The sequence below is a fragment of the Paraprevotella xylaniphila YIT 11841 genome (genome assembly GCF_900683745.1).
In the GTDB taxonomy this organism is placed as follows: domain Bacteria; phylum Bacteroidota; class Bacteroidia; order Bacteroidales; family Bacteroidaceae; genus Paraprevotella; species Paraprevotella xylaniphila.
Genome location: NZ_LR215980.1, coordinates 950,864 through 975,273, shown reverse-complemented (window position 1 = coordinate 975,273; position 24,410 = coordinate 950,864). Strand labels below are relative to the sequence as shown.

Sequence of the window (24,410 nt, the reverse complement as noted above, 5' to 3'; positions counted from 1 at the left end):
GTCGGCTTTTTCTATTTTCCATTCGTCTGGCAAAGGGGGGGCGGATGAATGGATTCCGTTACCTGATTTGGGGACGGTAATTCTTGCGGATAGGATAAAGTTCCTCGGCCTTTACTTCGACAACTTGTCCTTCACGGGCGATAACCAAAGTGGTGTGGTTATGTTTTGCACGCTCTACGAGGCGTTTCTGAGCCAGGTATATGCCTTCGTCGATTTTGCGCTGCATTTCATAAACCTCATCCTCGCTCATTATCGTTTTCTTCGGTGTATTGGTCTTTGAATTTTTCATATACGGCTGGTTCAATAATAGTTATACTCTCGTTTTTGCATCCGTAGGCTATTTTGTTGGCCGGACAGGTGCTGTTGTCATACAATGCCCAATAGTCGCATACGGGCATATAGAGGTTGAACAGGTTGCTCAGGCCGTTGTCGTAACGGCGGTAAATCACGTCAAGCGGGATGTTGTGCCCACCTTCGCTTACGCGTTTGGCCACCCGTTTTACGGCCTGTTCCGGGCTGCTTAGCGAGAAGAAGAGCAACGTGACGAAATAGCCTCTTTTCTGTGCCTGTTTGATAAGTTTCACGTAAGACCGCGTGGCCAATGTCGTTTCAAAAGCAAAGGTTTCGCCTTCTTTCAGCAGGTGGATGATGCGTTCTATCATCAAGCGTCCCGCCTGGATGGCTACGCCTTCGGGATTGAACGGAGACAGTCCCGCTGCGATTTCATCGGCGTTGACGAATTCACGGCAATCCAACATTTCCGGAAGTACGGTAAAGCTGGCAGTCGTTTTTCCGGCTCCGTTACAACCTGCAATGATGTACAAGTTGTGTTTTTGTTCTCCCATTACATTATTTATTTAAATACTTAATGGCAAAGATACGATTTGACGGCGAATCCGGCAATATTTCCGGTTCCTTTTTGACAGGGCTGAATGAAAAACAGACGGTCAGTCTTTCTTTTTCAGCAAATCGGGACGCAAAGCCTTTGTGCGTTCGAAAGATTGTTGCAGTTCCCATTCCTTAATCTTGGCTTCGTGCCCGGAAAGCAAGATTTCCGGTACGGTCCAACCTTTATAATCGGCAGGACGGGTATATACAGGAGCTGCCAACAGGTTGTCTTGGAACGAATCGGAGAGGGCGCTTTGTTCGTCGCCGATAACGCCGGGTACTATACGTACGATGGCATCCGTCATGACTGCGGCAGCCAGTTCTCCGCCCGTCAGCACATAATCTCCTATGCTGACTTCTTTTGTGATGAGGTGTTCGCGGATGCGGTAGTCTATTCCTTTATAATGTCCGCACAGGATGATGAGGTTTTCGCAAAGGGAGAGCGTGTTGGCCATCGGTTGGTTGAACTGTTCGCCATCCGGTGTGGTGAAAATCACTTCGTCGTAGTCGCGTTCCGCTTTCAAGGCCGAGATGCAGCGGTCTATAGGTTCACATTGCATCACCATGCCCGCAAAGCCACCGAAAGGGTAGTCGTCCACCCGGCGGTACTTATTCGTGGCATAGTCGCGCAAGTTGTGCAAATGGATTTCCACCAAGCCTTTCTTTTGGGCGCGCCCCAATATGCTTTCACGCACGAAGCCTTCGAGCAATTCCGGTAAAACGGTAATGATGTCTATTCTCATGGGGTATCGTAATCTTGATTTTTATTGCAAAAGTAGTGATTTTGCGGCATATTCTGGAAGGCTTAGCGGCTTATTACTAAAAATGGATGTTAAAAACGTAAGCTGATGTGTAGAAAAACAGATTCGGATTTGCTTTTCTAAACCTTTAGATATACATTTGCCGTATCAATAACTAAAGGTTTAGAAATTATGGGGAAGCAAGGAACTTTGACGAAAGCGGAGATGCAAATCATGAATATCCTTTGGAGTTTGCCTTCCATGAAAGGGACGATAGCGGATGTGCTTGAGGGGTACGGTGAGAAGAAACCGGCTTATACCACGGTGGCCACGTTCATGAAAATCCTGCTCAACAAAGGATATGTGGGGTTTGAAAAGATGAAAGGTACGAAAACGCTGTGTTATTATCCTTTGATCACGAAGAAGGATTACACGCGACAAGTGCTCGATGGCGTGAAGGATGACCTGTTCGGAGGTTCGTTTTCCTCTTTGGTGCGTTTCTTTGTCAAGGAGGAGCGTATTTCAGAAAAGGAACTGAAAGAAATGCTCGACATGGTGGAACGGCAAGATTCATTTTCGTAAACACAATGTCTGGGGAAACAAAAATAGAAGGTAACAGTCTCTTAATTTATCGGCCATGGGAACTTTTTTAGTCTATATCATCAAGTCGGCGTTTTGCCTGACGTTGCTTTATCTGCCTTATACCTTGTTATTACGTAAGGAGAAGTTGCATCGTCTGAACCGCATGGCATTGTTTGCCATTTTGGTGGCTTCTTTTTTGCTTCCGTTGGCGCAGGAGGAGTGGTTCGGGCAAGGGTGGCATTCTTGGCAGACGGCTGTACCCGATGGTGTATATGCATCGCTGATCGGGCAGCTTGACAGCACCGGCCATTTTCTACCTACGGTAGTGGTTACGGCAGGGACGCCTGTTCCGGTATGGCCCATGGTCTTGGTGGGAATGTATTGGGTCGGGGTGGCCGTGTCGTTAGCGGTACGCCTATGGCAGTTCGGCCGCATGCGATGGTTTATTCCCCGGGGATGTTTGTGGAAAGAGTGCTGTGAGGACGGCATCACGCTCTATTGCCATGCCCGTCCTGTGGCCCCGTTCAGTTGGATGTGTTGCGTGGTCATGTCCGAAGAAGATTTGGAGGGCGCGGCGGGTGAGGCTATCTTTGCCCATGAGAAAGCCCATGTGCTCCACCGGCATTCCTATGACACGATGCTGATGTTGGCGGCCGAAGCCATACAATGGTTCAATCCCGTGATTTGGATGATGGAGATGGACATGCGCTGCATCCATGAATATCAGGCCGACGAGTACGTGCTGAATCAAGGCATCAACGCGAAGAATTATCAACTTTATTTAATAAAAAAGGCCGTCGGCTCCCGACTGCAATCTTTTGCCAACGGCCTGAATCAAAGCACACTTAAAAAACGTATTGCTATGATGTGTAACAGAAAATCAAACAAATGGGCAGCATTGAAGTATATGTATTTGCTGCCGGTGGGCACATTTGCCACAATGGCATTTGCCCGTCCCGAGATGGCGAACCGAGTAGACGGACAATTCGAGCAGATTTCTGCCGTCAAAGTTACGGATTTATCTGCAACTGTGAAAACCGTCGCGGCTGAAAATGTACAGCCGGAACTTTTAAAAACAGAAAAAAGGGCTTACAAAGCGGAAGTTTCCGGAGTGAAAGCCGCCAAGCCTTCTTTGGTTGTGGCGAAGGCAGATTCGGCCGTTGCCTCTTCGGAAAGGGTGCCCGAAGGTATTGTGGTGACTGCGATGGCACCCCGGAATAAGGAGGAGAAGCCTGCCCGGACTAAAGAGAAAGATTCAGTACCTAAGTATATAATAGTGAGGAGAGCCAAGGTCATGCCTAGCAAGATATACGATGAGGTGGACGTGCAACCGACGTTTCCGGGCGGAGAAGCCGAGTGCATGGCGTATGTGGCGCGTAACATGAAATATCCAAGAAAATGTATAGAGAACGGTGTGACGGGACGCGTGCTCTGTCGTTTGGTCATCGATACGGACGGTAGCCTGTGCAGTATCGAGATTAGAAGGGATTGTTATGCAAAGAAAATGGACGGCAGTCCAGCATCTTCGGAAATGTTGCAATTGTTTGTCGAAGAAGCTTTCCGCGTAGTAGACGGAATGCCGAAGTGGACACCGGGACAGAAAAATGGGAAGGCGGTGGCTGCGCGCTATACTTTGCCGTTTACTTTCCGCTTGCAATGATGCCGTGCATACGAGTGGATGCCCGTATTCATTCCAAACGTGTTAGAACTTGAAAACGATTTGAAACCTCTTCGATATAAATGACATGGGAACATTTTTAGTCTACATCATCAAGTCGGCGTTTTGCCTGACGTTGCTTTACTTGCCTTACACGTTGTTGTTGCGTGGGGAGAAGCACCACCGTTTGAGCCGTATGGCATTGCATGTCCTGTCGGTAGCTGCATTCTTGTTGCCGTTGGTGCAGGAAGAGTGGTTCGGGGGCACGGTCCGTTCATGGCAGACGGCAATGCCCGAAGGTACATACGCCGTGCTGGTGGAACGGTTGGAGCAGGCAGATGTGCTTGCCATGCCGGATAGCGGGAGTCGCGAAGAAGCCGTACCCGTCTGGCCTATGTTTTTGGTCGGCCTGTATCTTGCCGGTGTGACAATGTCGTTGGTCATACGGTTGTGGCAGTGGGTGTGCATGCGCCGGTTCGTTTCCCGGGGATGTTTGTGGAAAGAAGGCCGTGAGGGCGGCATCACATTGTATTGCCATGCCCGTCCCGTGTCGCCGTTCAGTTGGATGCACTGTATTGTCATGTCGGAAGAGGACTTGGAGGGCGAGGCCGGCCATGCGATATACGTCCACGAGAAAGCCCACGTGCTTTACGGACATTCCTACGACACGTTGTGGATGCTTGCCGTGGAAGCCGTGCAATGGTTCAATCCAGTGGTCTGGATGATGGAGATGGACATGCGATGCATCCATGAATATCAGGCCGACGAGTACGTGCTGAATCAAGGCATCAACGCGAAGGATTATCAACTTTATTTAATAAAAAAGGCCGTCGGCTCCCGACTGCAATCTTTTGCCAACGGCTTGACCCAAAGTACACTTAAAAAACGTATCATGATGATGACAAACAAAAAAACAAACAAGTGGGCGGTATTGAAGTACATGTATTTGCTGCCTGTAGGTGCATTTGCCACAGTGGCATTTGCCCGTCCTGAAATGACAAGCCGGATAGACGGAGGGCTGGACCGGATTTCTGCCGTTACGGTGGCCGATTTGTCGGCTACAGTGAAAAACGTGTCTTCTGAAAGCTTGCGTCCGGTGGTGCAAGGCGAAGTAAAGGGAACCAAGGTTTCCAAAACAATCCCGGCCAAACAGAAATCCGTTCCGGCCAAGAAGGAGAACGGCTCGGCCAATGTGGCCATACAGTCTGGGGCGATGGAAAAAGTCGTGGTGACTACTTCTTACCGTTCCCGTCTGAATCCCGAGGCGGTGGAATTCAAGGAGGCGGTCCTTATGACCGACAAGGACAAGTCTGAACTTCAGGCTGCCAAAGATTCAGCTTCCTATTATCTGCAATTGGAGGGAGCCAAGATGAAGCATCAAGGCGTGTATTACCGTACAGAGACAATGCCTTGCTATCCCGGTGGCGCGGCGGCCATGAGGGATTTCATCGCCCGGAATATCCGTTATCCCAAGGCATGCCAAGAGGCTTTGCTGCAAGGTACGGTTTATTGTGAGTTCATGGTTAGGGCGGATGGTCGGATTGATGCAGACCATATCCGGACGTTCACGACGGAAGTCATAGACGTGACAAAACCCGTTCGGATGAATCTGGCGAAGCAGTTGGAGGCAGAAGCGGCACGCATCGTGAAGAAAATGCCGAGATGGACTCCCGGAAAAGTAAACGGAGAGCCGGTAGACGCTTCTTACACCATTCCCGTGGAGTTCCGTCTTCAATAAGTAAAGGTCACTGTTTTTCATTTTTCTGTCCTGCAAAGCGGTTTTTTACGGCCGGCTTTGCAGGACGCTTTTTATGCCGTTGGTATATGGCTGGCAATGGCCCGTGCCACGGTGTAGGCTGTGGTCCAGGCAGCTTGGAAGTTGAATCCCCCCGTCACGCCATCAATGTCGAGCACCTCGCCTGCAAAGTAAAGCCCGGGACAGGTCTTGCTTTCCAACGTCTGTCGGTGTACCGATTCGAGGCTTACTCCTCCACACGTGACGAACTCTTCGCGGAACGTGCTCCTGCCGTCCACGTCGTAGCGGTCGTTGCATAACGTGTCGGCCAACTTGCAAATCCCTTTGTGTCCCAGTTCGTTCCACTTCCGGTCGGGGGCGATGCCGGATTTACCGATGAGGTAATGCCATAACCGCGCAGGCAAGTCGTACGGGCGCAAGCCGGAGATTTTCTTTTGGGGGTGGCGTTGCGCCATGTCTTGCAGGATGCCGGTTACGGTTTCGCTGTTAGTCTCGTTTGTCCAGTTGACGAAAATGGGGAAGCGGTAAGCTTTCTCTTGTATAAGACGGGCGGCATGGGAAGACAATTTCAGGATGGCCGGCCCGCTCATGCCCCAATGGGTGACGAGCAACGCGCCAGAGTGCCTGAATTTGGTGCAGGGGATGCCGACCGATACCGGGTTCACCACGGAGCCCATCAGCCCGCGCAGTGCCGGGGAGGCGATGTTGAACGTAAAGAGAGAAGGGGCGGGCGTTTCGATGCGATGCCCCAACCGTTCCAGATAAGCGAAGCTTTCGCCACGCGGTGAACCACCGGTGGTGACGGCCACGCAGTCGAATAGCAGACGGCCTTGGCGCACATCCTGGAAAGTAATTTCATACTTCCCGCCGCTAGGCGTGAGGGTTTCCACGCGGTGGGAGGTTTTCACTGTGACCCCCAGTTCCGCAGCAAGGCTTTTCAGGCAACCGGTTACGGCACGGGCATCCTGTGCGGTCGGAAACACACAATGGTCATCTTGCGCGACGAGCGGCACGCCGTGCGCTTCGAACCATCGGTAGGCATCCCGATGCCCGAACTGTTTGAAAAGCCCTTTCAAGAGCTTATGTCCACGGGGGTAGACCTGTTTCAGGTCTGTCACACCTTCAAAAGTATTGGTCAGGTTGCAGCGTCCGCCGCCCGAAACCAGTACTTTTTTCAATACATCCGCCTGTCTTTCGAATACCGTGACCTGCACTTGCGGCGCGAATGTTTTCAGGTTGACGGCCAGAAAGAAGCCGGCCGCTCCTCCGCCTATGATTGCTACCTCCATTGTTTCCACGATTCTTTTTTAAGGGACAAAGGTAAGTATAATCGGCCGGATTAGAAATGATGAGTCTGACATTTTGCTACTTTCAGCTCCAAATCGGTCTTTTCAAAAGACAGCAGTTAGGAGAATCCAAAAAGGTTGGAGTGTATAAGTATGCAATTTTTGTCTCGTTTTTACTGTTTTATGCAGTATATATTCATTTACCTTGAGGAAAGAAAAAAATCGTTTGCAGCCAAACGAAAAATTTCTTTCCTCATATAAATTCCGGGTACTCCGCATGTCGTGGAAAAAATCCGCCTGAAAATGGAATTTTTCGCTGTACGAAGCGTACTAAAACTGCTTTTTTGCGGCTTTTTCGTTCTATTTTCCTGTTTTTCGCCGACAAGAATTTACGGACAGAATGTTGGCGGTTCCACCTTACAGGTTTCACCGAAAGAAGAAAGAAGCGGAGGACAGGCGATTTCCGTTTGCTTTTGTTTTGTGAAAAAGCTTTCAGGCTGTCTTTTTGATTTTTTCGGGAGGCGCGTGCGTCGCTTATTTGCCATCGAGTCCGCAGGAAGGGGCGAATGGACGATTCTCGAAGGCATAGGATTGACGTTTTGACAGGTTGTGCCGGAAAAGGACGCTTTTCTTTTTTCTTTGCTCCCTTGGGCGTTTTCTGCGAATTGACTATCTTTGCTTATGCGAATGACGGGGGAGCCGTTCGCGGGAACAGAGCCGCGATGTCTCCCCGTCAGGGTTTATCATTGAATGCAAATGGAAGTAAAGGAACAGATAGAGAGGCTTCGCAATGAATTGCACCGCCACAACTATAATTATTATGTGTTGAACGCCCCGGAGATTTCCGACCAAGAGTTCGACCGCATGATGCGGGAGTTGCAAGACCTCGAGGCGGCCCATCCCGAATTTGACGACTCGGACTCGCCGACGCGGCGCGTGGGGAGCGACCTGAACCAGGAGTTTGTGCAGGTGCCCCATCGCTATCCCATGTTGTCGTTGTCCAATACGTACAACAAGCAAGAGGTGGCCGACTTTTATGAACGCGTCCGTTCCGGTTTGGAAGGCGAGCCGTTCGAGATTTGTTGTGAAATGAAATACGACGGGCTTTCCATCTCGCTGACTTACGAGCAGGGGCGATTGGTGCGTGCCGTGACGCGGGGCGACGGGGTACAGGGCGACGATGTAACGGAAAACGTCAAGACCATCCGCTGCATTCCGCTTCGTCTGAACGGGAACGGTTACCCCGAAGAGTTTGAAATCCGTGGGGAAATCCTGATGCCGTGGACGAGCTTCGAGGCATTGAACCGCGAACGCGAAGAACGCGAAGAACCGCTTTTCGCCAATCCGCGTAACGCGGCTTCGGGGACGCTGAAAAGCAAAAACTCAGCGGTGGTGGCGCAGCGGAAGCTTGATGCTTACTTATATTACCTTTTGGGGGAACACGTTCCTTTTGACGGGCATTATGAAAATTTGCAGGCGGCATGCTCGTGGGGATTCAAGATTTCCGGGGGGATGAAGAAAGTAACTACCCTTCAAGGCATTTATGATTTCATAGATTATTGGGACGTGGAGCGCAAGAACCTGCCTGTGGCTACAGACGGCATCGTGCTGAAGGTCAACTCCCAGAGGCAGCAACGTGCGTTGGGCTATACCGCCAAAAGTCCCCGTTGGGCCATTGCTTACAAGTTTCAGGCGGAGCGTGCCCGTACGCGCCTGAATGCTGTAACCTTCCAGGTCGGACGTACCGGAACGGTGACGCCGGTGGCCAATATGGATCCGGTGCAGTTGGCCGGTACGGTCGTACGGCGTGCCACTCTGCACAATGCCGACGTGATGGAGCAGTTGGATTTACACATCGGGGACATGGTGTATGTGGAAAAAGGAGGGGAAATCATTCCCAAAATCGTCGGTGTGGACATTGATGCGCGTGGAGCGGAAACGGGTCCAAGGGCCGAGTTCATCACCCGTTGTCCGGAATGTGGGGCAGAACTGGTGCGCTACGAGGGAGAAGCCGCATGGTATTGTCCCAACGACACGGCTTGCCCTCCGCAAATCAAAGGGCGCATAGAGCATTACATCAGCCGCCGTGCCATGAACATAGACAGCCTGGGGCCCGAAACCGTGGATGATTACTACCGCCGCGGCTTGATACGCGACGTGGCCGACCTGTACGACATACAGGTGCAGCAGATTAACGGCGAGGACGGCACGCGCGAGAAATCTGCGCAAAAGATAGTCCGCTCGATTGCCGACTCCGTAGAAGTTCCTTTCGAACGCGTGGTGTTTGCCTTGGGCATACGTTTTGTCGGTGAAATTGCGGCCAAGGCTTTGGCGCGTCATTTCAAGTCGATGGACGCGCTGGCCTCGGCATCGTTGGAGGACATGTTGCAGATCAACGGAATCGGTGTGGTGATAGCCGAGAGCGTGATCCGCTATTTTGCAAACGAAGCCAACCGCGATTTGGTGCGCCGTTTGCGGGAAAAAGGGGTCCGGATGGAGCTTTCCGACGAAGAATTGAGCAGCCATTCCGACAAGTTATCCGGGCAGAGTATTGTGGTGAGCGGGGTGTTCTCGCTTCATTCGCGCGATGAATATAAAGCCATGATAGAACAGCACGGCGGAAAAAATGTGGGCAGCATCTCTTCGAAGACTTCTTTCGTGCTGGCCGGAGCCAACATGGGACCGGCCAAACTGGAGAAAGCCGGTAAATTGGGTATCCCTATCCTCTCGGAAGAAGAGTTCTTGAAAAAGATAGAATCGTGAAAGATTGTTTGCATTATGGGATTTTATTTGTATTTTTGTCGCGAAATAGATAGAACTACTTAAACTATGGCACAAAATAAGTTCAAGGGGTTGGGAATTGCTTTGATAACTCCTTTTAAATCGGATGGTGAAGTGGACTATGAGGCGTTGACCCGTCTGGTAGAATATCAGATACGGAATGGCGTGGATTTCCTGTGTATCATGGGAACGACGGCCGAAACACCTTGCCTCTCGGCTGACGAGAAGAAGATATTGAAAAAGATGCTTGTGGAGCGTGTAGCCGGCCGTGTTCCTTTGTTGATGGGATGTGGCGGGAATAACACGGCAGCAGTAGTTAAAGACCTGAAGGAAGGGGATTGGAGCGGCATCGACGGTATCTTGTCGGTTTGTCCTTATTATAATAAACCTTCGCAGGAGGGGCTGTACCAGCATTTCAAAGCCATAGCGGAGGCTTCGCCCGTGCCGGTCGTGTTGTATAACGTACCGGGGCGTACGGGAGTCAACATGAGTGCGGAGACGACATTGCGCTTGGCCCGTGATTTCGAGAATATAGTGGCCGTCAAGGAGGCCAGTGGGAATATGACCCAGTTGGAGGATGTGATAAAAAACAAGCCTCGCGACTTCGATGTCCTTTCAGGGGATGACGGCATCACTTATCCGCTGATTACGATGGGGGCGGTAGGTGTGATTTCAGTGATAGGCAATGCCTTGCCTGCCGAATTCAGCCGTATGGTCCGCATGGCACTGAACGGAGATTACGAGCATGCCCGTATCATTCACCACAAGTTCTCGGATTTGTTCAAATTGTTGTTTGTGGATGGCAATCCGGCCGGCGTAAAAGCCATGCTCCATGCCATGGGAATGATTGAGAACCAACTTCGTCTGCCTTTGGTGCCTACACGGTTGACCACGATGGAGAAAATCTCGTCTATTTTGAAAGAGTTGGATATCCGCTATTAAGCAGATAGCGGATTGAATCGTATGCAGCCGCCTGTCGGAAAGTTTATTCCGTCGGGCGGCTTTTTTTGTACCTCCTGTTTCCGATGGGTTGATAGGTGTTCTGAATAGTTAAATAATGTGTGTTTTTGCGGATTTTCCGGCAGACGTTCGTAAACCGTACAGAAAGCATTAGAAATAAGAACGGAAACCAATATTTATCATTTATGAAGAAACTATCTTTTTTTACGGTGGCTTTGCTTTTCAGCACCGGAGGTGGTGGGGTATACGCCCAAGGGACATTCGTCCATCCCGGACTTTTGCATAGCCAAAACGACATTGACCAAATCAAAGAACGTCTGGCGGCAAACGACACTGAGACGCTAAAAGCTTTCGAGGTGTTGAAGAACAGTTGGGTGGCCAACAAGGGCGTGAATGACATTTGGGGAGTGACGGAATATATCAAGCGCGGAATTGCCGGTGACGAAAACTACATGAACGCCTATCGTAATGCGGCCAAGGCTTACCAGTGTGCCTTGCTTTGGAAAATAACAGGCGAGACACAGTGGGCAGAACGGGCTGTCTATGTGTTGAACCAGTATGTAGCGATTACCAAAGGAATCGGTGGGAATACAAACCAGTCCTTGGTGCCCGGCTTTATCGGTTACCAATTTCTGAATGCGGCCGAGTTGATGCGTGATTACGAAAAGTGGGAGAAAGAGGATTTCGAACGCTTCAAGCAGTGGATGATCGACGTGTGGTTCACTACGGCACAAGACTTTCTGGAACGTCGGCACGATACCGTAGTGCGCGAAGGTAACTGGTATCACTATCACAGTAATTGGGGATTGGGAAATGCCCTTTTCTGTGTGTCGTTGGGCATCTTCGCCGATTTGCCGGACATTTATAATTACGGTATGTACTGGATAAAAGAAGGGCCGGGCAATGAATCGCTTTATGTGGGTGACAGTCATCCTGTGAAGCAAGACCAAGGTATGTGCGGTTACGGTTGGGGGCTTATTCCTTGGTTTCACGAAGATGCCCGTGGTCCGTTCGGATACTTGAATCAGATGCAAGAGAGCGGTCGCGACCAGGGACATGCCATGGCGGCGTTGGGCTTGTTGTCATACGCCCTTCAGTCGGCTTACAATCAGGGAGACAATGCCTTTTGTAACTTGTATAACCCTTTGATTCCGGGTGAGGCGGGGCGGACCATGGTGGCCGGTGCGGCGGAATATGTGGCTATGTACAACTGCAATCAAGTAGACCCCGCTGATATTCCTTACACGCAGAATTGGTGGATGGGGGGACTGAACGGTACGGGGCGTGGACAATGGCGGCCGATATGGCAGTTGTTCATCAATCACTATCAGAACCGTATGGGAATGCCGATGGAGTACTGCACGCGGATGTCCAAGATTGTAGGGGTAGAGGCCGGAGGTGGTTCCTACGGAACGAATAGCGGCGGTTTCGACCATACGGGATTCGGGACGCTGATGCATTCGGACGAGACGGTGACGGAGGAGACGAAGCCCACCGTGCTTTCTCCGGAAATAGTACAAGACGGCGCTGTACGCCCATACGCCGAGATGAAAGAAGTGAAGAAGGGTACGCCGTTAACCTTGCGGGCTGTTTTACCTGACGGCGAAACCGATACGGGAAACTGGGAATGGGAAGACGGCATGAAAGGAGCGAGCCGCGACATCACGGCCGATGCTTCGGGTGTTTATCGTTTGTTTTACACCAATACGCAGGGGGTGAAGAGTGTGCAGATGTTTTGCATTTCCGTATATGGAGAGGGCATTCGTGCCACGTTGACTCCATGGGTGGAGTACGACGGGGTGCGCATGAACCAGACGAGCGAGTTCAGTGCCGTAAACGGAAGGGACGTGACCCTTGGGGCTGATTATGCCAATTGGAACTATGTGGTTTCCACCAGATGGTATGACAGTCAGGGCAAGCTGTTGGGATCCGGTGGGTCTTATACATTCCGGCAAGGGAATTCCGACCAGACATTCAAGGTCGTGCTGACCAACGAATCCGGCGTAGAGATAAGCCGGGAATTCACGATTAAGAATTCGGTGGTAATACCCACGTTAACGGTGGACGGGGAAGAGCAGGAAACTTTGCGGGCTATCGTCACACAAGGGCATGATGTGGTAATGAAAGGTAAGATAACTTCCGTCCGTTATCGGGACGGGGTCTATACTTGGAGTTCCGGCGAGCATACGGAATCCGTTTCTTTTGAGAACGTACAATCTTCCATCTACCGCCGTTTGGACTGGATAGACACTTCATCTTCCATAAAGACATACGAGGCTCATTTTGATTTTGAAGTCAAGGTGTATAAAGAAGGCCGTTCTTTGGACGACGGTTATTATCGTATGAAAGAACGTTCTACGGGGAAATACCTGAACAGCCGTACGATGAAATTTGAAACTGTGGAAGAAGAAGGGGACTCTACCGCTTTCATTTGGCATTACACTTGGTTGGACGACATGGAACGATATAAAATACAGAATCACAATGATTCGGCTTATCTGAACAACGAAGGGATGCTGACCGACCGTGTTTACAGTAAAGCGCGTAGCAGCTTCTATTTATATACGTTGGTAGGAGGAGAAGATTTGGAATGCTTCGTGCGTACACCGGAGCGTTACGGTTCTTATTATTGGGAAACCGACGGCGAGACGTTGGTTTGCGACCAGGCTGACAAGATGCCTTCCGACTTCCCGTTCGTATTGGAAAAGGTGGCTGGGGACGGAGGCGAAACAGACATTTCCGAGACTGTGGTGCGCGATGCGGCATTCACGGTAGACGTGACGCGTTCAGGCATTGCTGTTACGTCCGGGAGTGAGGTCGGTATGACGGTTTGCACGATGGCCGGTAGTCCGGTAATGCGTACCCGGTTAGGAGCCGGTACGCATACGATAAATACCGTTCCGTTGGCTCCGGGCATTTACATCGTCCGCGTGACGGACGGAAATACGGTAAGGAGTGTGAAATTCGTCCGATAGGACGGAATGGACACATCAAGAGCAGGTGAGCCCGCCCGGTATTGTCGGGCGGGCTTCTTCAATATCTGCATGCAAAGCTTTTTTCTTCTTTCGGAAAATAGTATATTTGCCGATAGGTTTTGTGAGGATGTGTGACATGAAAATAGACGTACGTTATTTTATTATAGGATTACTGTCCCTGGTTTCTTCTTGCGTCAATGAAAAGGAAGATGCCGGCATGCAGCCGGATGCGGTGGAAGTGGGAGACGTGTTGCCGGAATTTACCGTAGTGATGAATGACGGACGGGTGGTGGAGAGCGGAAGTTTGCAAGGGCAACCTTCGTTCATATTGTTCTTCAATACGGAGTGCGGGGATTGTCGCCGTGAATTTCCGCTCGTACAACAAATGTACGAAAGGTACGGAGCGGACGGCCGTATGGTTTTTATGGCCATCAGCCGGGATCAGGACGCGGTAGCTGTCGGAGAGTATTGGGCGGACAACGGACTTACGATACCTTTTTCCGCACAGACCGACCGCACGGTTTACCATTTGTTTGCTTATTCGTCCATACCCCGCATCTACGTCGTGGATGCGTCGCGGGTCGTCCGGGCGGTTTTTACGGACTCTCCTTTGGCAACGTCGGAGGACTTGACGTACGAGATAGAACGTGTATTGACGGAAATAAAAGATACGGAAAAGTAAGTTTGAGATTATGAAATGTTTAGTGATAGGCGCCGGAGGCGTGGGCGGCTCTTTGGCAGCTCTGTTGGCCTTGGCCGGGAATGAAGTAACGTGTGTGGCTCGCGGGGAGCACAAGGAAAAAATGTTGGCGCATGGGTTGCGTTTCCATTCGGGAATCAAAGGAGAGCAGGTTGTCCCGTGTTATGTTTACGACGGGGCAGAGGAACGTCCGGGAGAGATAGGTGTGGCTACGACCGAAACTTATCGGGGGAAGGCCGAGCTGATATTGGTCTGCGTGAAAGGGTATTCCGTCGATTCCGTGGCGGATTGCATCATCCGTGCCTCGGATGGGCATACCGTGGTGCTGCCCATCCTGAATGTGTACGGTTCGGGGCCGCGAATTGCCCGTGCTTGTCCCGGTTCACGGGTCATCGACGGTTGCATTTATATCGTAGGATATATCCAGGCTCCGGGCGAGGTGACACAGAGCGGCCAGGTGTGCAAACTTGTGTTCGGGGCACGTCCCGGGGACGGTGTTTCTCCGGAAGAGCTCGAAACAGTCCGCCGCGTGTTGGCGGACGCGGGAGTGAAAGCGATTCTTTCGGATGACATAGACCGGGATACTTTTGCCAAATGGGGATTTATCAGCGCGATGGCCGGAACAGGGGCTTTCTTTGACGTACCGATGGGAGCCGTACAGAGAGAAGGTGAGGAACGGGAAGTGTTCATCGGCCTGACGAAAGAGAGCAAGGCGTTGGGAGAGAGCCTGGGCATCCGTTTCCGGGAAGACCCTGTGGCGGCTAACCTGCGAGTCATAGATACCTTAGACCCACAGACGACTTCTTCTTTGCAGAAAGACTTGAAGAAAGGACGGGAGTCTGAAATACAAGGGCAGTTGTTCGACATGTTGGATGCCTGCCGGAAGCAGGGGATAGAGGCTCCGACATACGAACGGGTGGTAGCGAAATTCAGGAACTCCTGAACGAGGACAGCCCGAGCAGAAACTGAAATAGGAAACTCCTCCGGCTGACATCGCTTTGCGGTAGTCGGCCGGAGGAGTTTCCTATTACGGGATGGACCTTGCGGCAGAAGCCGCCGTTAGGTTCATGCTTTCTTTTTCAGGCGGTTCTTCCAGAGTGCCGTCATGTCCTCCAATGTCTTGCCTTTGGTTTCGGGCACGCTCTTCCAGACGAACAGGGCTGCAAGCAGGCAGATGATGCCATACAGGCTGTAAGCGAACATAGGGCTGAAATCGTACAAAGCCGGAAAGGTGGAAGACACCAAGTAGTTGAACACCCATTGGAACGCTACGGCGATGGCTACGGCTTTTCCACGGATGGTGTTGGGGAAGATCTCGGCAATGAGAACCCAACAAATCGGCCCCCATGACATCATGAAGAATGCAGCGTACACGATGACGGACAGAACCGGAACGATGCCTTTGATGCCCATCTGGTCGCAAAGGGCTACGGCAAAAGCACCGACAGCCATACCGATGGAACCGATGATGAGCAACGGTTTGCGTCCGAAACGGTCGACGGTGAAAATGGCTACCAGAGTGAAAAGGATGTTGACCACACCCATGATGACGGTCTGCATCATGCCGCCTCCTTCGGCACCGGCACTTTCAAATATGCGGGGGGCATAGTAAAGCACCGCATTGATGCCGATGGCTTGTTGGAAGACGGAGAGCAGAATGCCGATGACGATGACTGCCACGCCGTAAGTGAACAGCTTTTCAGTCTTTTCCTTGGACGTCTGTTTGATTTCTTCCAGTACCTTTCCGGCCACATTGCGGCCATTGATTTTCTCCAAAATGGCAAACGCACGGTCGTCTTCACCGCACATCACTAAATAGCGGGGAGTCTTGGGGACGCAGAACAGCAACAGGCCGAACAAGGCAGCCGGGAAAGCTTCGGATCCGAACATGTAACGCCAACCCTCGTACACGCTCCACATGTCGGATTCGGGGCTGACAGACATCACACCGCTTACGGTGTCTTTCAGGATGACAGGATTCTGATGGTCGCCCATAATCATATAGTTGACGAAATAGACTACGAGCATGCCGAAGATAATGGCAAACTGGTTGCACGACACCAGTGTGCCGCGGATGTGGGAAGGGGCAATCTCGGCGATATACATCGGACAGACAGCAGAAGCCAACCCGACACCGATTCCGCCCAACACACGATAGAGGTTGAAGGCAATCAGCAAGTCCCAGTTGGCCTTTCCGTATTCGAAGAAAAGAAACTCCGGATAGTAGGAACCCAATGCGGAGAGGAAAAACATGACGGAAGCCAGACGGAGGGAATCGCGCCGCCCCAGGCGGGAGGCCAGGTAACCGGATATGGCGCCGCCGATGACGCAACCGATCAATGCACTGGACGAGGTGATGCCGTGCATCACCTTGTCATACTGGAAATCCGTCGCGGTGAGGAAAAAGGCTTCAAGCCCCTTTTCGGCACCGGAAATCACTGCCGTGTCGTAGCCGAACAACAGTCCACCCAAGATGGCTACGGTGGTAATGGAGTACAAATACAGTCTGTCTCCTTCTTGTGTCAAGTTCATGATGATTCGTTTGATGTTAAATTAATAAATTTCATTATGCTCGTCCGGGTTGAACGACTTGCCCATGCCGTGCAGCTTGTTGTACAGCTTACGGTCGAATTTGTAGTACCGCGCGGCCCGGTGGGCTACGCCGGTCTGGAATTCCTCCAGAGGAAGCACATATTTCATTTGGGCAATCCGTTTGTGGAAATTGCGAACGTCGAATTTCCGGTCATATATCGTCTCATAAAGTCTGCGGAGCTCGGCTGCTGTGAATCTTTTAGGGAGAAGGTCGAACAAGGCTGCGGGTTGCGTCTGCACGTATTGCCGCACGAACCACAGTGCTTCGCCGATAATCAGGTTGTGGTCGAAAGCCAAGGGGCAGAGCGCATCAATGTCCATCCAACAAGCTTCGTATCGGTCGGACAAACGGGTAAGTTTCTTGTCGATTTTTACCATCGTCAGGTAGGTGATGGTGACGATGCGTTCCACTTTCTGGTTTAATTGGTGAAAGCGTTCCAACCATTTGATGTCCTTCGGGTTTTTGGTCCGGTTCTTGGAACCGAACGCCCTGAACTGTATGAGGTGAAGCTCATTCAGCCCTGTCAGTTCATAGAGGACCCGCTGTGCCGCCTCGTCCAAGTCTTCGTCATTGTAAATCAGACTGCCCGGCAATTTCATGTTATTATAGTAGCCGTTTTCTTCGTGGCCGGTTTGCTTTACGAGAAGCACTTTAAGATGTTCGCCGTCAAAACCTAATACGACACAGTCAACAGAGACGTGAGGATTGATCATTTCGTCGACGCGTAGGGGATTTTTCATCGTATTGTCGTATTTTGCATACAAAGATAGTATGGCGGGAGGGGAATGGGAGCTTCCTGTTTTATGTTATATAACATGTAATCAGGGCTGTTCGGGAATACTTTTCATATTAAGTATGATAAGGTGCGGGGTTTCGCCTTATTTTGGAGAAATATACGGGGTATGTCTGTCGTACGGTTTGATTCGGGAGTTTTTTTCTTGTATACAGGAAATCAGTTTTTTATCGTTCGTCATTTTGCTTTTGGAACGTGGGGCAGAGTTTCCTCTGGCAGAAACACAACATGTATTTCCATCGGGAAGGGAATTACAATAAGCCTGTCTTTTAAAAAAAGTTAAGACAAGGAGGCTTGGGGCTGTTTTCTTTGGTGGGCAGTAGACGGTGAGGGGAATAATAGGGTAGTGGAATACGTTTTATTTTACAACGAAGAATGGTTCCCTTTTCTGCGCCAAACGAAAAATCAATCTCAGCCGAATGATTTTTCGTTTGGCTGAGATTGATTTTTCATTCTCAGGAGATTTTTTCTCCAATCTCAAACCGTTGAAAACCAGTACTATGCGGAATACACTTCTTTTGTCTGAAATATTTACGTCCCGTATCCCTTGCGAAGTGTATGTCCGGCTGTGTACTTGTTTCCTTTAAGGGCGAAAACGAAAGCAGGCAGAAAGGTCTTGCTGCCCCCTCTGCCTGCCATATCCTTTCTTACGGAGTTTTTTGATGGATGTTCCGTAGATTATTGTTTGCCTCCGGCTTTCCAGAAGTTTTCTTCTTTCTCGATTTTTGCTTTCTGGGCCTTATATTCGGCATTGGCCTTTTCGTACTCTGCATTCTTGCGCTGTACTTCCTGAATCTTCTCTTTCAGACGGTTGGCCGATCCGGAGATGCTGACGTCTTCCTGGGCTGCTTTCGTACAATAGGAGATAGCCTCTGAGAAGTTTTTGGATGAGGCCAGAATCTGTGCGCGTACCAAATGAGCCTTTCCGGCAATTTTGGCATTGTATTGCACGGCTTTGTCCAAATATGAAAATGCCTTGGCTGAGTCTCCCGTTTTAGACACGGCATTGGCAATCTTCAATGCAATGGCCGCTTTGGTCTGGTCGGTAGGGCATAATTCAAGGGCTTTATCATAATATTGCACTGATTCGGCCACTTTTCCGTCCTTGTAATACTTTTGTGCCGTACCGATGGCCGATTCGTAGCTCGGCTCAATATTATAGGCATATTCGGCTGCCTTGAAATAAATGTCGGTGTCATCGCAGTTGTTGGCCGAAAGCAAGGTAAGCGCAGACTTCAGATAAGCCAGATTCGTTTTGTTCTCTTCGATTTTCGGACCGAAGATGGCAATGAGCTGTTCGCGGTCGGCTGCTTTGGATTGGGCGAACAAGGTTTCGATGCGGTTCAGCGTCGGGTCGTACTGTGCCACAATCTTTTTGGCTGCCACGGAATCTGTCGCTTCGTTGGCCAAGCTCAACATGCCTTGGCAGGCCTCGCGACTTTCCATATAATCTTTCAGGAACTGTTCGCGGAAAGCGGTGGAGTCGGCCATGTATCTTTGATATGAGATTTCAAAGAATTTATCCAATACGAAACCGGGAACCTCTTTTGCGCCATCCTTATTAATAAGGTCTATGCCCTCGCGGAACATGGTGTAGGCTTTGTCCAACGAATAACCGTCGGCCACGCCCGCGCCATAATAAGCATAGTCGAAAGCCTTACGGGCCAGAATGTCGCCTTTAGTGGCGCGCTTGTCCGGTTTGGTAAAGGAGTTCAGTGCGTCAAGGTTCTTCAGGCGCGTATCGTACATGTCCATCAGTTCTTGGAAGTAAGCCTTTTTCTTGGTCAAATCCGGTTCTTTGACTAATACGTTGGCCAAAATCATGGCGCCATAGGCATACGTGCTGACTTCCGCGCAAGGGGCTTTGGTGAGCACGGCTTTCCATGGTTCGTATGCACCGGCATAATCTTGAGCTTTGTAGCTGTCCTTGTAGGCTACGATATTTCCTAAGGTCGTGATACTGTCTTGCCCGTGACCGATACGGTCGTATACTCTTGTCCCCTCGTATTGGGCCAGTGCAGGTGTGCAAACGGCAGCCATTCCCAGGACGGTAGCAATTTTTGTAAATTTCATTTTTATCCTTTCTTTAGTTGATTCAACAAATTCCGTTCTTTTGATTCGGGTAAAATAATCCTGCGCAAAAATACAAAAAAATGTGCCATGGAAAACGCTTTGAAAGAAAAAAAACAATGATTGAAAATGGATTTTCTGATTAATTACGGGTTTTCGGGAAGAATACTTGTCGGGAAGGTACATAAAAACACGTATGAAGGAGGTTGTTTGAATTCTTTTTTGCATTTTTGCATATAAAAATACGACTATGTTGAATTTGGATGACTTTTACAGGGCAAGATACGTCTTAGGTAATGTGGTGCGCCGGACGGATTTGATTTATGCGCCCAAAATCAATCAGGAAAGTGAGATTTACCTGAAACCCGAAAATTTGCAGGTGACCGGCTCTTTCAAGCTGAGGGGAGCTTGTTATAAGATATCTCAGTTGGGCGATGAGGAGAAGGCTAAGGGCGTGATTGCCTGCTCGGCCGGGAATCACGCCCAGGGGGTGGCACTCGGGGCTGCCAAATATGGCATTAAATCTCTGATATGCTTGCCAGAGGGGGCACCAATCAGTAAGGTGGAAGCTACACGTCGGTTGGGGGCCGACATTTGTTTGGTACCCGGCGTGTACGATGACGCCTACCGCAAGGCTTTGGAACTGCGTGATGAATTCGGGTACACCTTCATACATCCTTTCGACGACGAGAAGGTGATAGCCGGACAAGGAACGATTGGTTTGGAGCTGATTGAACAGTTGCCGGACGTGGATACAGTGATTGTGCCGATAGGAGGCGGAGGATTGGCCAGTGGAATCGCCTTTGCCATCAAGACTTTGAACCCGAAGATAAAGGTGTATGGCGTACAGGCCTGTGGGGCACCAGGCATGTTGCGGAGCCTCGAACACCAGAAAATAGAATGCTTGGACGCAGTGTCTACGATTGCAGACGGGATAGCGGTGAAAGAGCCGGGGGAACTTACTTACCGGACATGCAAACAGTATCTCGACGGGGTCGTGACGGTGACGGAAGATGAGATATGTGCCGCAATCCTGGCATTGATAGAACAGCATAAACTGATTGCGGAAGGAGCCGGAGCCGTCAGTGTGGCTGCCGCCATGTTCAACAAGGTGCCCGTAAAAGGGCGCAAGACCGTTTGTGTCGTGAGCGGCGGCAATATCGACGTGACGATATTGAGCCGCGTGATTAACCGCGGGCTTTCCAAAAGCGGGCGGATATACACCTTTTGCGTGGAACTGGACGATAAGCCGGGGCAGTTGTTCGTGGTCAGCCAGATTGCCGCGTCGGTGGGAGCGAATATCATAAGCGTGTATCACGAGCGGAATGATGACACGTCTAACGTCACGGCCTGTTGGTTGCGGGTCCAGGTGGAAACCCGCAATGCGGAACATGTACAGGAACTCCAGCTTGCATTGAAAAATGCAGGTTTAAAACTAATATAAATAAAAAAGGATTTTATGAAAGCTTTACACACGAAATCGGCACCAACTGCCATCGGCCCTTACAGTCAGGCCATTGAAGTGAATGGATTTGTTTTTGCTTCCGGCCAGATACCTATTGATCCGGCTACCGGGGAATTTGTCGAAGGCGGTATCAAAGAACAAACCCGTCAGGCATTGACAAATGCCGCCCATATCATGGCGGAAGCCGGCATCGACTTGTCGCACGTGGTCAAGACTACGGTCTTTTTGGCAGATATGGCAGATTTTGCCGCTATGAACGAGGTATATTCCACATTCTTTAAGGAACCTTTTCCCGCACGTTCGGCAGTTGCCGTGAAGGCATTGCCTAAAGGTGCGTTGGTGGAAGTGGAATGCGTGGGCGCCAAATAAGCCTGACTGCTCATTACAACCGGGAAACTTTCTAATAGTGGTCATAATGTGTGACCTCGGGAGTTTCCCGGCTTGTATTTTCTTCGAAGCGGCTGCACAGCCGTTTGGCTTCGGCCACGTAGCGTTCGCCGGTCCAGTTGCATTCACAGATAATGGGGTTTTTCATCCATTGCATGTATTTGCCGTGCTTACAGTCGTAGCACTTTACCATTTTGTCTTTATTGCCAGCCATAATATTTCTTTTATGATATGCGATGGAACTTCTCGGGAATCTTCTTGCGGCTACTTTGTAGTATTAAGGAGTCCGGTGTCAGTTTTAAAATATCCAACGTGTCGTTTCTCGTTGCTGTTCCGTGTACGCCTTCGCTTTCCTGTAACAGAATTAATTTGCAGTTGTACAGGCTCCATTGGTTGTAGTGGTATGTGCCGGCAGATAAAGACCGGGCTTTACCGTTCATTTCCAATTGGAATCCGTGTTGTTTGTCAGTGTCCGATTGCCAGTTTCTTTGTGTGAGTTGGTTGATGTTCAAGGCCACGTTTACACTTTGGTTGTCATCGCACGTCGTAATGGCATATTGGTCTGTGTAGTTCGCTATTTCGCCCAATATACGTCCCGGTTCCCCCGTTTTTTCGTTGGTCTTGTTTAACGCCAAAGTGTCGCCGTCGTGGGTAATAAGCTCAAGGCTGCTCATCCCCGTGCCTTCTCCCAAATGACCGTAGAAAGCCGTGTCGGGCGGATAAACCGTCACAGAATCATTCTCCTCCATATAGTCTTTGCTTTGTTGCCCGCCGGTACATCCCGTCAAGAGGCTTGTTGCGGCCGCCATTGAAAGCAAGGGGTATATCAGACCTTTTCTCATGTGTTTTATGCTTATTTGTGAATACTGACTTACAAATATACTAATTATTCAAAAAAGACCGGTCTTATTCTTGTTTTATTTATCGTATTCAACATTTCTTCGCTATTTTTGCGTGCGTTGGCATGATGTTTGAAGTATTACTTTATAAAACCATTTAATAAATATAATATGTATTGGATTCTTTTTATCGGTATTGCCTTGGCCAGTTGGTTGGTACAGGCTAATTTGAAGAACAAGTTCGAAAAGTATTCGAAAATTCCTATCGACGGAGGATTGACCGGACGTGACATCGCAGTGAAGATGTTGCATGACAACGGGATATATGACGTGGAAGTGGTAAGTACGTCGGGCTCGCTGACCGACCACTACAATCCGGCTAACAAAACGGTCAATTTGAGTGAAGATGTATATGGCACGTGCAGTGTGGCAGCGGCAGCTGTGGCGGCACACGAATGCGGCCACGCCGTGCAGCACGCCCATGCTTATGCCCCGTTGAAGATGAGGAGCAGTCTGGTGCCGGTCATTTCTTTTGCTTCCAATTGGATGATGTGGGTATTGCTCATCGGGATGTTTACGCTGAATGTGTTCCCTCAAATCATGTTGTTCGGAATCATTTTGTTTGCTGCCACGACCTTGTTCAGCTTTATAACCTTGCCGGTAGAAATCGATGCAAGCCGTCGTGCCGTCAAATGGTTGAGTGAGGCCGGCGTGACGAATAACCGGAATTATGGGGCTGCCGTATCGGCTCTTCGTTCTGCCGCGTATACTTATGTCGTAGCGGCTTTAGGTTCTTTGGCCACCTTATTATATTATGTCATGATCTTCCTCGGTCGTCGGGACTAAAAAGCCGGGGGTATGTTTTTAACAGTAGTATTACTTTTAGTCGGCATCGCGCTTGTATTGCTCGGTGCCGACAAGTTGACAGACGGGGCGACCGGTTTGGCTCGGCGGTTCAACGTGACCGAAATGGTGATAGGCTTGACGGTAGTGGCCTTTGGGACGTCGTTGCCGGAGTTTGTGACCAGTTTTATGTCGGCATTGAAAGGAAGCAGTGAGATTTCTATCGGTAATATAGTGGGAAGCAATACGTTTAATGTGTTAATGATTGTGGGGTGTTCGGCTTTAGCCAGTCCCATTATCATCAGCAAGTCTACTATTCACAAAGATATTCCCTTTGCTATTTTGGCTACGTCTTCCCTCATCGTCGTATCATTGGATGTGGTGTTGGACGGCGGACAATTTGAGAACCTGATTTCGCGTACCGACGGATTGATGCTGTTGGGGTTCTTTGCCGTATTCATGTTCTATACGTTTTCCATCGCCCGTAACAAAGACGGTGCGGGCGAGCAGCCGCAGGCCTTGCAAATAGCTCCGATGTCTTACGGTCGTATATTCCTTTATGTCATATTGGGATTGGCCGGTCTTGTGTTCGGGGGAAACTTATTTGTGGATGCGGCTACAGAGATTGCGCTCAGTATGGGAGTAAGCGAAACGGTAGTGGGGTTGACTTTGGTGGCCGCCGGGACGTCGCTTCCGGAACTTGCCACTTCTATTGTGGCAGCCAAGAAGGGAAGTTCTGCCATTGCAATAGGGAATGTGGTAGGAAGCAATATCTTCAATATTTTCTTTGTGATGGGCTTTTGTGCGACCGTATCCCCGATGCCCGTGGGGAGTATTTCATATTTCGATTTAGGGCTTATGCTTTTAAGTATCCTGATTCTCTGGTGTTTCTCTTATACAAAACGGACGATTGAGCGTTGGGAAGGTGGAGTCATGGTGGCAGTTTATTTGGTTTATTTGGCTTATCTGATTCATCAGGCATAGAGGAAAGAGAAAACTTTTTGAGTTTTATTGGAAAAAAGTGCTCCAAAGGCTTGCAAGTTTAAATAAAAGGAGCTACCTTTGCATCGCAATTCAGGAAAACACCTGCTGAAA

General features: G+C 50.0%; 21 protein-coding genes. 12 read left to right on the top strand and 9 right to left on the bottom strand.

From position 1 onward, the window contains the following. Nucleotides 1–58: 58 nt before the first annotated feature. The 3 genes from E0E47_RS03895 to trmD form a co-directional block, all read right to left on the bottom strand. Complete coding sequence (locus E0E47_RS03895; RefSeq protein ID WP_008625338.1) at nt 59–250, bottom strand: hypothetical protein; 192 nt, start codon at nt 248–250, stop codon at nt 59–61. Next, nucleotides 237–845, bottom strand: a complete 609-nt coding sequence (locus tag E0E47_RS03890; RefSeq protein ID WP_008625337.1) for an ATPase — start codon at nt 843–845, stop codon at nt 237–239. The genes E0E47_RS03895 and E0E47_RS03890 overlap by 14 nt, the downstream gene beginning before the upstream one ends. Nucleotides 846–947: 102 nt before the next feature. Further along, on the bottom strand, nt 948–1,631 hold the full coding sequence (gene trmD, locus E0E47_RS03885; protein WP_008625328.1) for a tRNA (guanosine(37)-N1)-methyltransferase TrmD: 684 nt from the start codon (nt 1,629–1,631) through the stop codon (nt 948–950). A gap of 189 nt (nt 1,632–1,820) precedes the next feature. Between trmD and E0E47_RS03880 the strand changes: the two genes are divergently transcribed. From E0E47_RS03880 to E0E47_RS03870, 3 genes are all read left to right on the top strand, one after another. Beyond that, a complete protein-coding gene (locus E0E47_RS03880; protein ID WP_008625327.1) occupies nt 1,821–2,210 on the top strand; it encodes a BlaI/MecI/CopY family transcriptional regulator in 390 nt (129 codons plus the stop codon). Nucleotides 2,211–2,265: 55 nt separating this feature from the next. Further along, a complete protein-coding gene (locus E0E47_RS03875; RefSeq protein ID WP_130892939.1) occupies nt 2,266–3,870 on the top strand; it encodes a M56 family metallopeptidase in 1,605 nt (534 codons plus the stop codon). Nucleotides 3,871–3,955: 85 nt separating this feature from the next. Further along, nucleotides 3,956–5,605, top strand: coding sequence for a M56 family metallopeptidase (locus E0E47_RS03870; protein WP_130892938.1), 1,650 nt, complete (start codon nt 3,956–3,958; stop codon nt 5,603–5,605). 71 nt (nt 5,606–5,676) lie between these two features. On the opposite strand, the gene E0E47_RS03865 is transcribed toward E0E47_RS03870, so the two are convergent. Then, on the bottom strand, nt 5,677–6,912 hold the full coding sequence (locus E0E47_RS03865; RefSeq protein WP_130892937.1) for a BaiN/RdsA family NAD(P)/FAD-dependent oxidoreductase: 1,236 nt from the start codon (nt 6,910–6,912) through the stop codon (nt 5,677–5,679). Nucleotides 6,913–7,665: 753 nt separating this feature from the next. Between E0E47_RS03865 and ligA the strand changes: the two genes are divergently transcribed. The 5 genes from ligA (at nt 7,666) to E0E47_RS03835 (ending at nt 15,268) form a co-directional block, all read left to right on the top strand. Further along, nucleotides 7,666–9,672: an NAD-dependent DNA ligase LigA gene (gene ligA / locus E0E47_RS03855; protein ID WP_172604647.1), complete on the top strand. Its 2,007-nt coding sequence runs from the start codon at nt 7,666–7,668 to the stop codon at nt 9,670–9,672. Nucleotides 9,673–9,738: 66 nt separating this feature from the next. Further along, the gene (gene dapA, locus E0E47_RS03850) at nt 9,739–10,632 is read left to right on the top strand and encodes a 4-hydroxy-tetrahydrodipicolinate synthase (RefSeq protein ID WP_008619222.1); all 894 of its coding nucleotides are present in this window, start codon (nt 9,739–9,741) and stop codon (nt 10,630–10,632) included. A gap of 203 nt (nt 10,633–10,835) precedes the next feature. Beyond that, nucleotides 10,836–13,625, top strand: a complete 2,790-nt coding sequence (locus E0E47_RS03845; protein ID WP_130892935.1) for a T9SS type A sorting domain-containing protein — start codon at nt 10,836–10,838, stop codon at nt 13,623–13,625. 136 nt (nt 13,626–13,761) lie between these two features. Beyond that, nucleotides 13,762–14,307 carry a TlpA family protein disulfide reductase gene (locus E0E47_RS03840; protein ID WP_130892934.1) on the top strand — a complete coding sequence of 182 codons (546 nt, stop codon included), beginning with the start codon at nt 13,762–13,764 and terminating at the stop codon, nt 14,305–14,307. A 10-nt stretch (nt 14,308–14,317) separates the two neighbouring features. After that, nucleotides 14,318–15,268, top strand: a complete 951-nt coding sequence (locus E0E47_RS03835; RefSeq protein WP_130892933.1) for a ketopantoate reductase family protein — start codon at nt 14,318–14,320, stop codon at nt 15,266–15,268. A 122-nt stretch (nt 15,269–15,390) separates the two neighbouring features. Here the strand turns inward: E0E47_RS03835 and xylE are convergent, their stop codons facing one another. From xylE to E0E47_RS03810, 3 genes are all read right to left on the bottom strand, one after another. Next, entirely contained in the window at nt 15,391–16,857 is a 1,467-nt protein-coding gene (gene xylE, locus E0E47_RS03830) for a D-xylose transporter XylE (protein WP_008625299.1), read from the bottom strand. Between the two features lie 21 nt (nt 16,858–16,878). Continuing rightward, on the bottom strand, nt 16,879–17,658 hold the full coding sequence (locus E0E47_RS03825; RefSeq protein WP_008625297.1) for an NUDIX hydrolase: 780 nt from the start codon (nt 17,656–17,658) through the stop codon (nt 16,879–16,881). Between the two features lie 731 nt (nt 17,659–18,389). Then, complete coding sequence (locus tag E0E47_RS03810; RefSeq protein WP_040602563.1) at nt 18,390–19,784, bottom strand: tetratricopeptide repeat protein; 1,395 nt, start codon at nt 19,782–19,784, stop codon at nt 18,390–18,392. A gap of 247 nt (nt 19,785–20,031) precedes the next feature. On the opposite strand from E0E47_RS03810, the gene ilvA reads away from it, so the two are divergent. Together ilvA and E0E47_RS03800 are read left to right on the top strand one after the other, a co-directional pair. Continuing rightward, nucleotides 20,032–21,225, top strand: coding sequence for a threonine ammonia-lyase (gene ilvA, locus E0E47_RS03805; RefSeq protein ID WP_008625288.1), 1,194 nt, complete (start codon nt 20,032–20,034; stop codon nt 21,223–21,225). Between the two features lie 15 nt (nt 21,226–21,240). Next, a complete protein-coding gene (locus E0E47_RS03800) occupies nt 21,241–21,615 on the top strand; it encodes a RidA family protein (protein WP_130892931.1) in 375 nt (124 codons plus the stop codon). 31 nt (nt 21,616–21,646) lie between these two features. Here E0E47_RS03800 and E0E47_RS17225 read toward each other — a convergent pair whose 3' ends face one another. Both E0E47_RS17225 and E0E47_RS03790 read right to left on the bottom strand, forming a co-directional pair. Then, nucleotides 21,647–21,847 (bottom strand): hypothetical protein, encoded by a 201-nt coding sequence (locus E0E47_RS17225; RefSeq protein ID WP_008625283.1) that lies wholly within the window; start codon nt 21,845–21,847, stop codon nt 21,647–21,649. Between the two features lie 10 nt (nt 21,848–21,857). Then, complete coding sequence (locus E0E47_RS03790) at nt 21,858–22,475, bottom strand: lipocalin family protein (RefSeq protein WP_008625282.1); 618 nt, start codon at nt 22,473–22,475, stop codon at nt 21,858–21,860. A gap of 168 nt (nt 22,476–22,643) precedes the next feature. Here E0E47_RS03790 and E0E47_RS03785 point away from each other — a divergent pair, with 168 nt between their 5' ends. Both E0E47_RS03785 and E0E47_RS03780 read left to right on the top strand, forming a co-directional pair. Then, on the top strand, nt 22,644–23,318 hold the full coding sequence (locus E0E47_RS03785; protein ID WP_008625280.1) for a zinc metallopeptidase: 675 nt from the start codon (nt 22,644–22,646) through the stop codon (nt 23,316–23,318). 12 nt (nt 23,319–23,330) lie between these two features. Beyond that, entirely contained in the window at nt 23,331–24,299 is a 969-nt protein-coding gene (locus E0E47_RS03780; protein ID WP_130892930.1) for a calcium/sodium antiporter, read from the top strand. The last annotated feature ends 111 nt before the right edge of the window (nt 24,300–24,410 follow it).

Bases quoted from the DNA above. Each gene is read 5' to 3' on its own strand.
- E0E47_RS03840 (WP_130892934.1), top strand. From the start codon at position 13,762: ATGAAAATAGACGTACGTTATTTTATTATAGGATTACTGTCCCTGGTT.
- E0E47_RS03870 (WP_130892938.1), top strand. From the start codon at position 3,956: ATGGGAACATTTTTAGTCTACATCATCAAGTCGGCGTTTTGCCTGACG.
- E0E47_RS03825 (WP_008625297.1), bottom strand. From the start codon at position 17,658: ATGAAAAATCCCCTACGCGTCGACGAAATGATCAATCCTCACGTCTCT.
- E0E47_RS03835 (WP_130892933.1), top strand. From the start codon at position 14,318: ATGAAATGTTTAGTGATAGGCGCCGGAGGCGTGGGCGGCTCTTTGGCA.
- dapA (WP_008619222.1), top strand. From the start codon at position 9,739: ATGGCACAAAATAAGTTCAAGGGGTTGGGAATTGCTTTGATAACTCCT.
- trmD (WP_008625328.1), bottom strand. From the start codon at position 1,631: ATGAGAATAGACATCATTACCGTTTTACCGGAATTGCTCGAAGGCTTC.
- E0E47_RS03880 (WP_008625327.1), top strand. From the start codon at position 1,821: ATGGGGAAGCAAGGAACTTTGACGAAAGCGGAGATGCAAATCATGAAT.
- E0E47_RS03890 (WP_008625337.1), bottom strand. From the start codon at position 845: ATGGGAGAACAAAAACACAACTTGTACATCATTGCAGGTTGTAACGGA.
- E0E47_RS03895 (WP_008625338.1), bottom strand. From the start codon at position 250: ATGAGCGAGGATGAGGTTTATGAAATGCAGCGCAAAATCGACGAAGGC.
- xylE (WP_008625299.1), bottom strand. From the start codon at position 16,857: ATGAACTTGACACAAGAAGGAGACAGACTGTATTTGTACTCCATTACC.
- E0E47_RS03800 (WP_130892931.1), top strand. From the start codon at position 21,241: ATGAAAGCTTTACACACGAAATCGGCACCAACTGCCATCGGCCCTTAC.
- E0E47_RS03790 (WP_008625282.1), bottom strand. From the start codon at position 22,475: ATGAGAAAAGGTCTGATATACCCCTTGCTTTCAATGGCGGCCGCAACA.
- E0E47_RS03865 (WP_130892937.1), bottom strand. From the start codon at position 6,912: ATGGAGGTAGCAATCATAGGCGGAGGAGCGGCCGGCTTCTTTCTGGCC.
- E0E47_RS03785 (WP_008625280.1), top strand. From the start codon at position 22,644: ATGTATTGGATTCTTTTTATCGGTATTGCCTTGGCCAGTTGGTTGGTA.
- E0E47_RS03875 (WP_130892939.1), top strand. From the start codon at position 2,266: ATGGGAACTTTTTTAGTCTATATCATCAAGTCGGCGTTTTGCCTGACG.
- ligA (WP_172604647.1), top strand. From the start codon at position 7,666: ATGGAAGTAAAGGAACAGATAGAGAGGCTTCGCAATGAATTGCACCGC.
- E0E47_RS17225 (WP_008625283.1), bottom strand. From the start codon at position 21,847: ATGGCTGGCAATAAAGACAAAATGGTAAAGTGCTACGACTGTAAGCAC.
- E0E47_RS03780 (WP_130892930.1), top strand. From the start codon at position 23,331: ATGTTTTTAACAGTAGTATTACTTTTAGTCGGCATCGCGCTTGTATTG.
- ilvA (WP_008625288.1), top strand. From the start codon at position 20,032: ATGTTGAATTTGGATGACTTTTACAGGGCAAGATACGTCTTAGGTAAT.
- E0E47_RS03810 (WP_040602563.1), bottom strand. From the start codon at position 19,784: ATGAAATTTACAAAAATTGCTACCGTCCTGGGAATGGCTGCCGTTTGC.
- E0E47_RS03845 (WP_130892935.1), top strand. From the start codon at position 10,836: ATGAAGAAACTATCTTTTTTTACGGTGGCTTTGCTTTTCAGCACCGGA.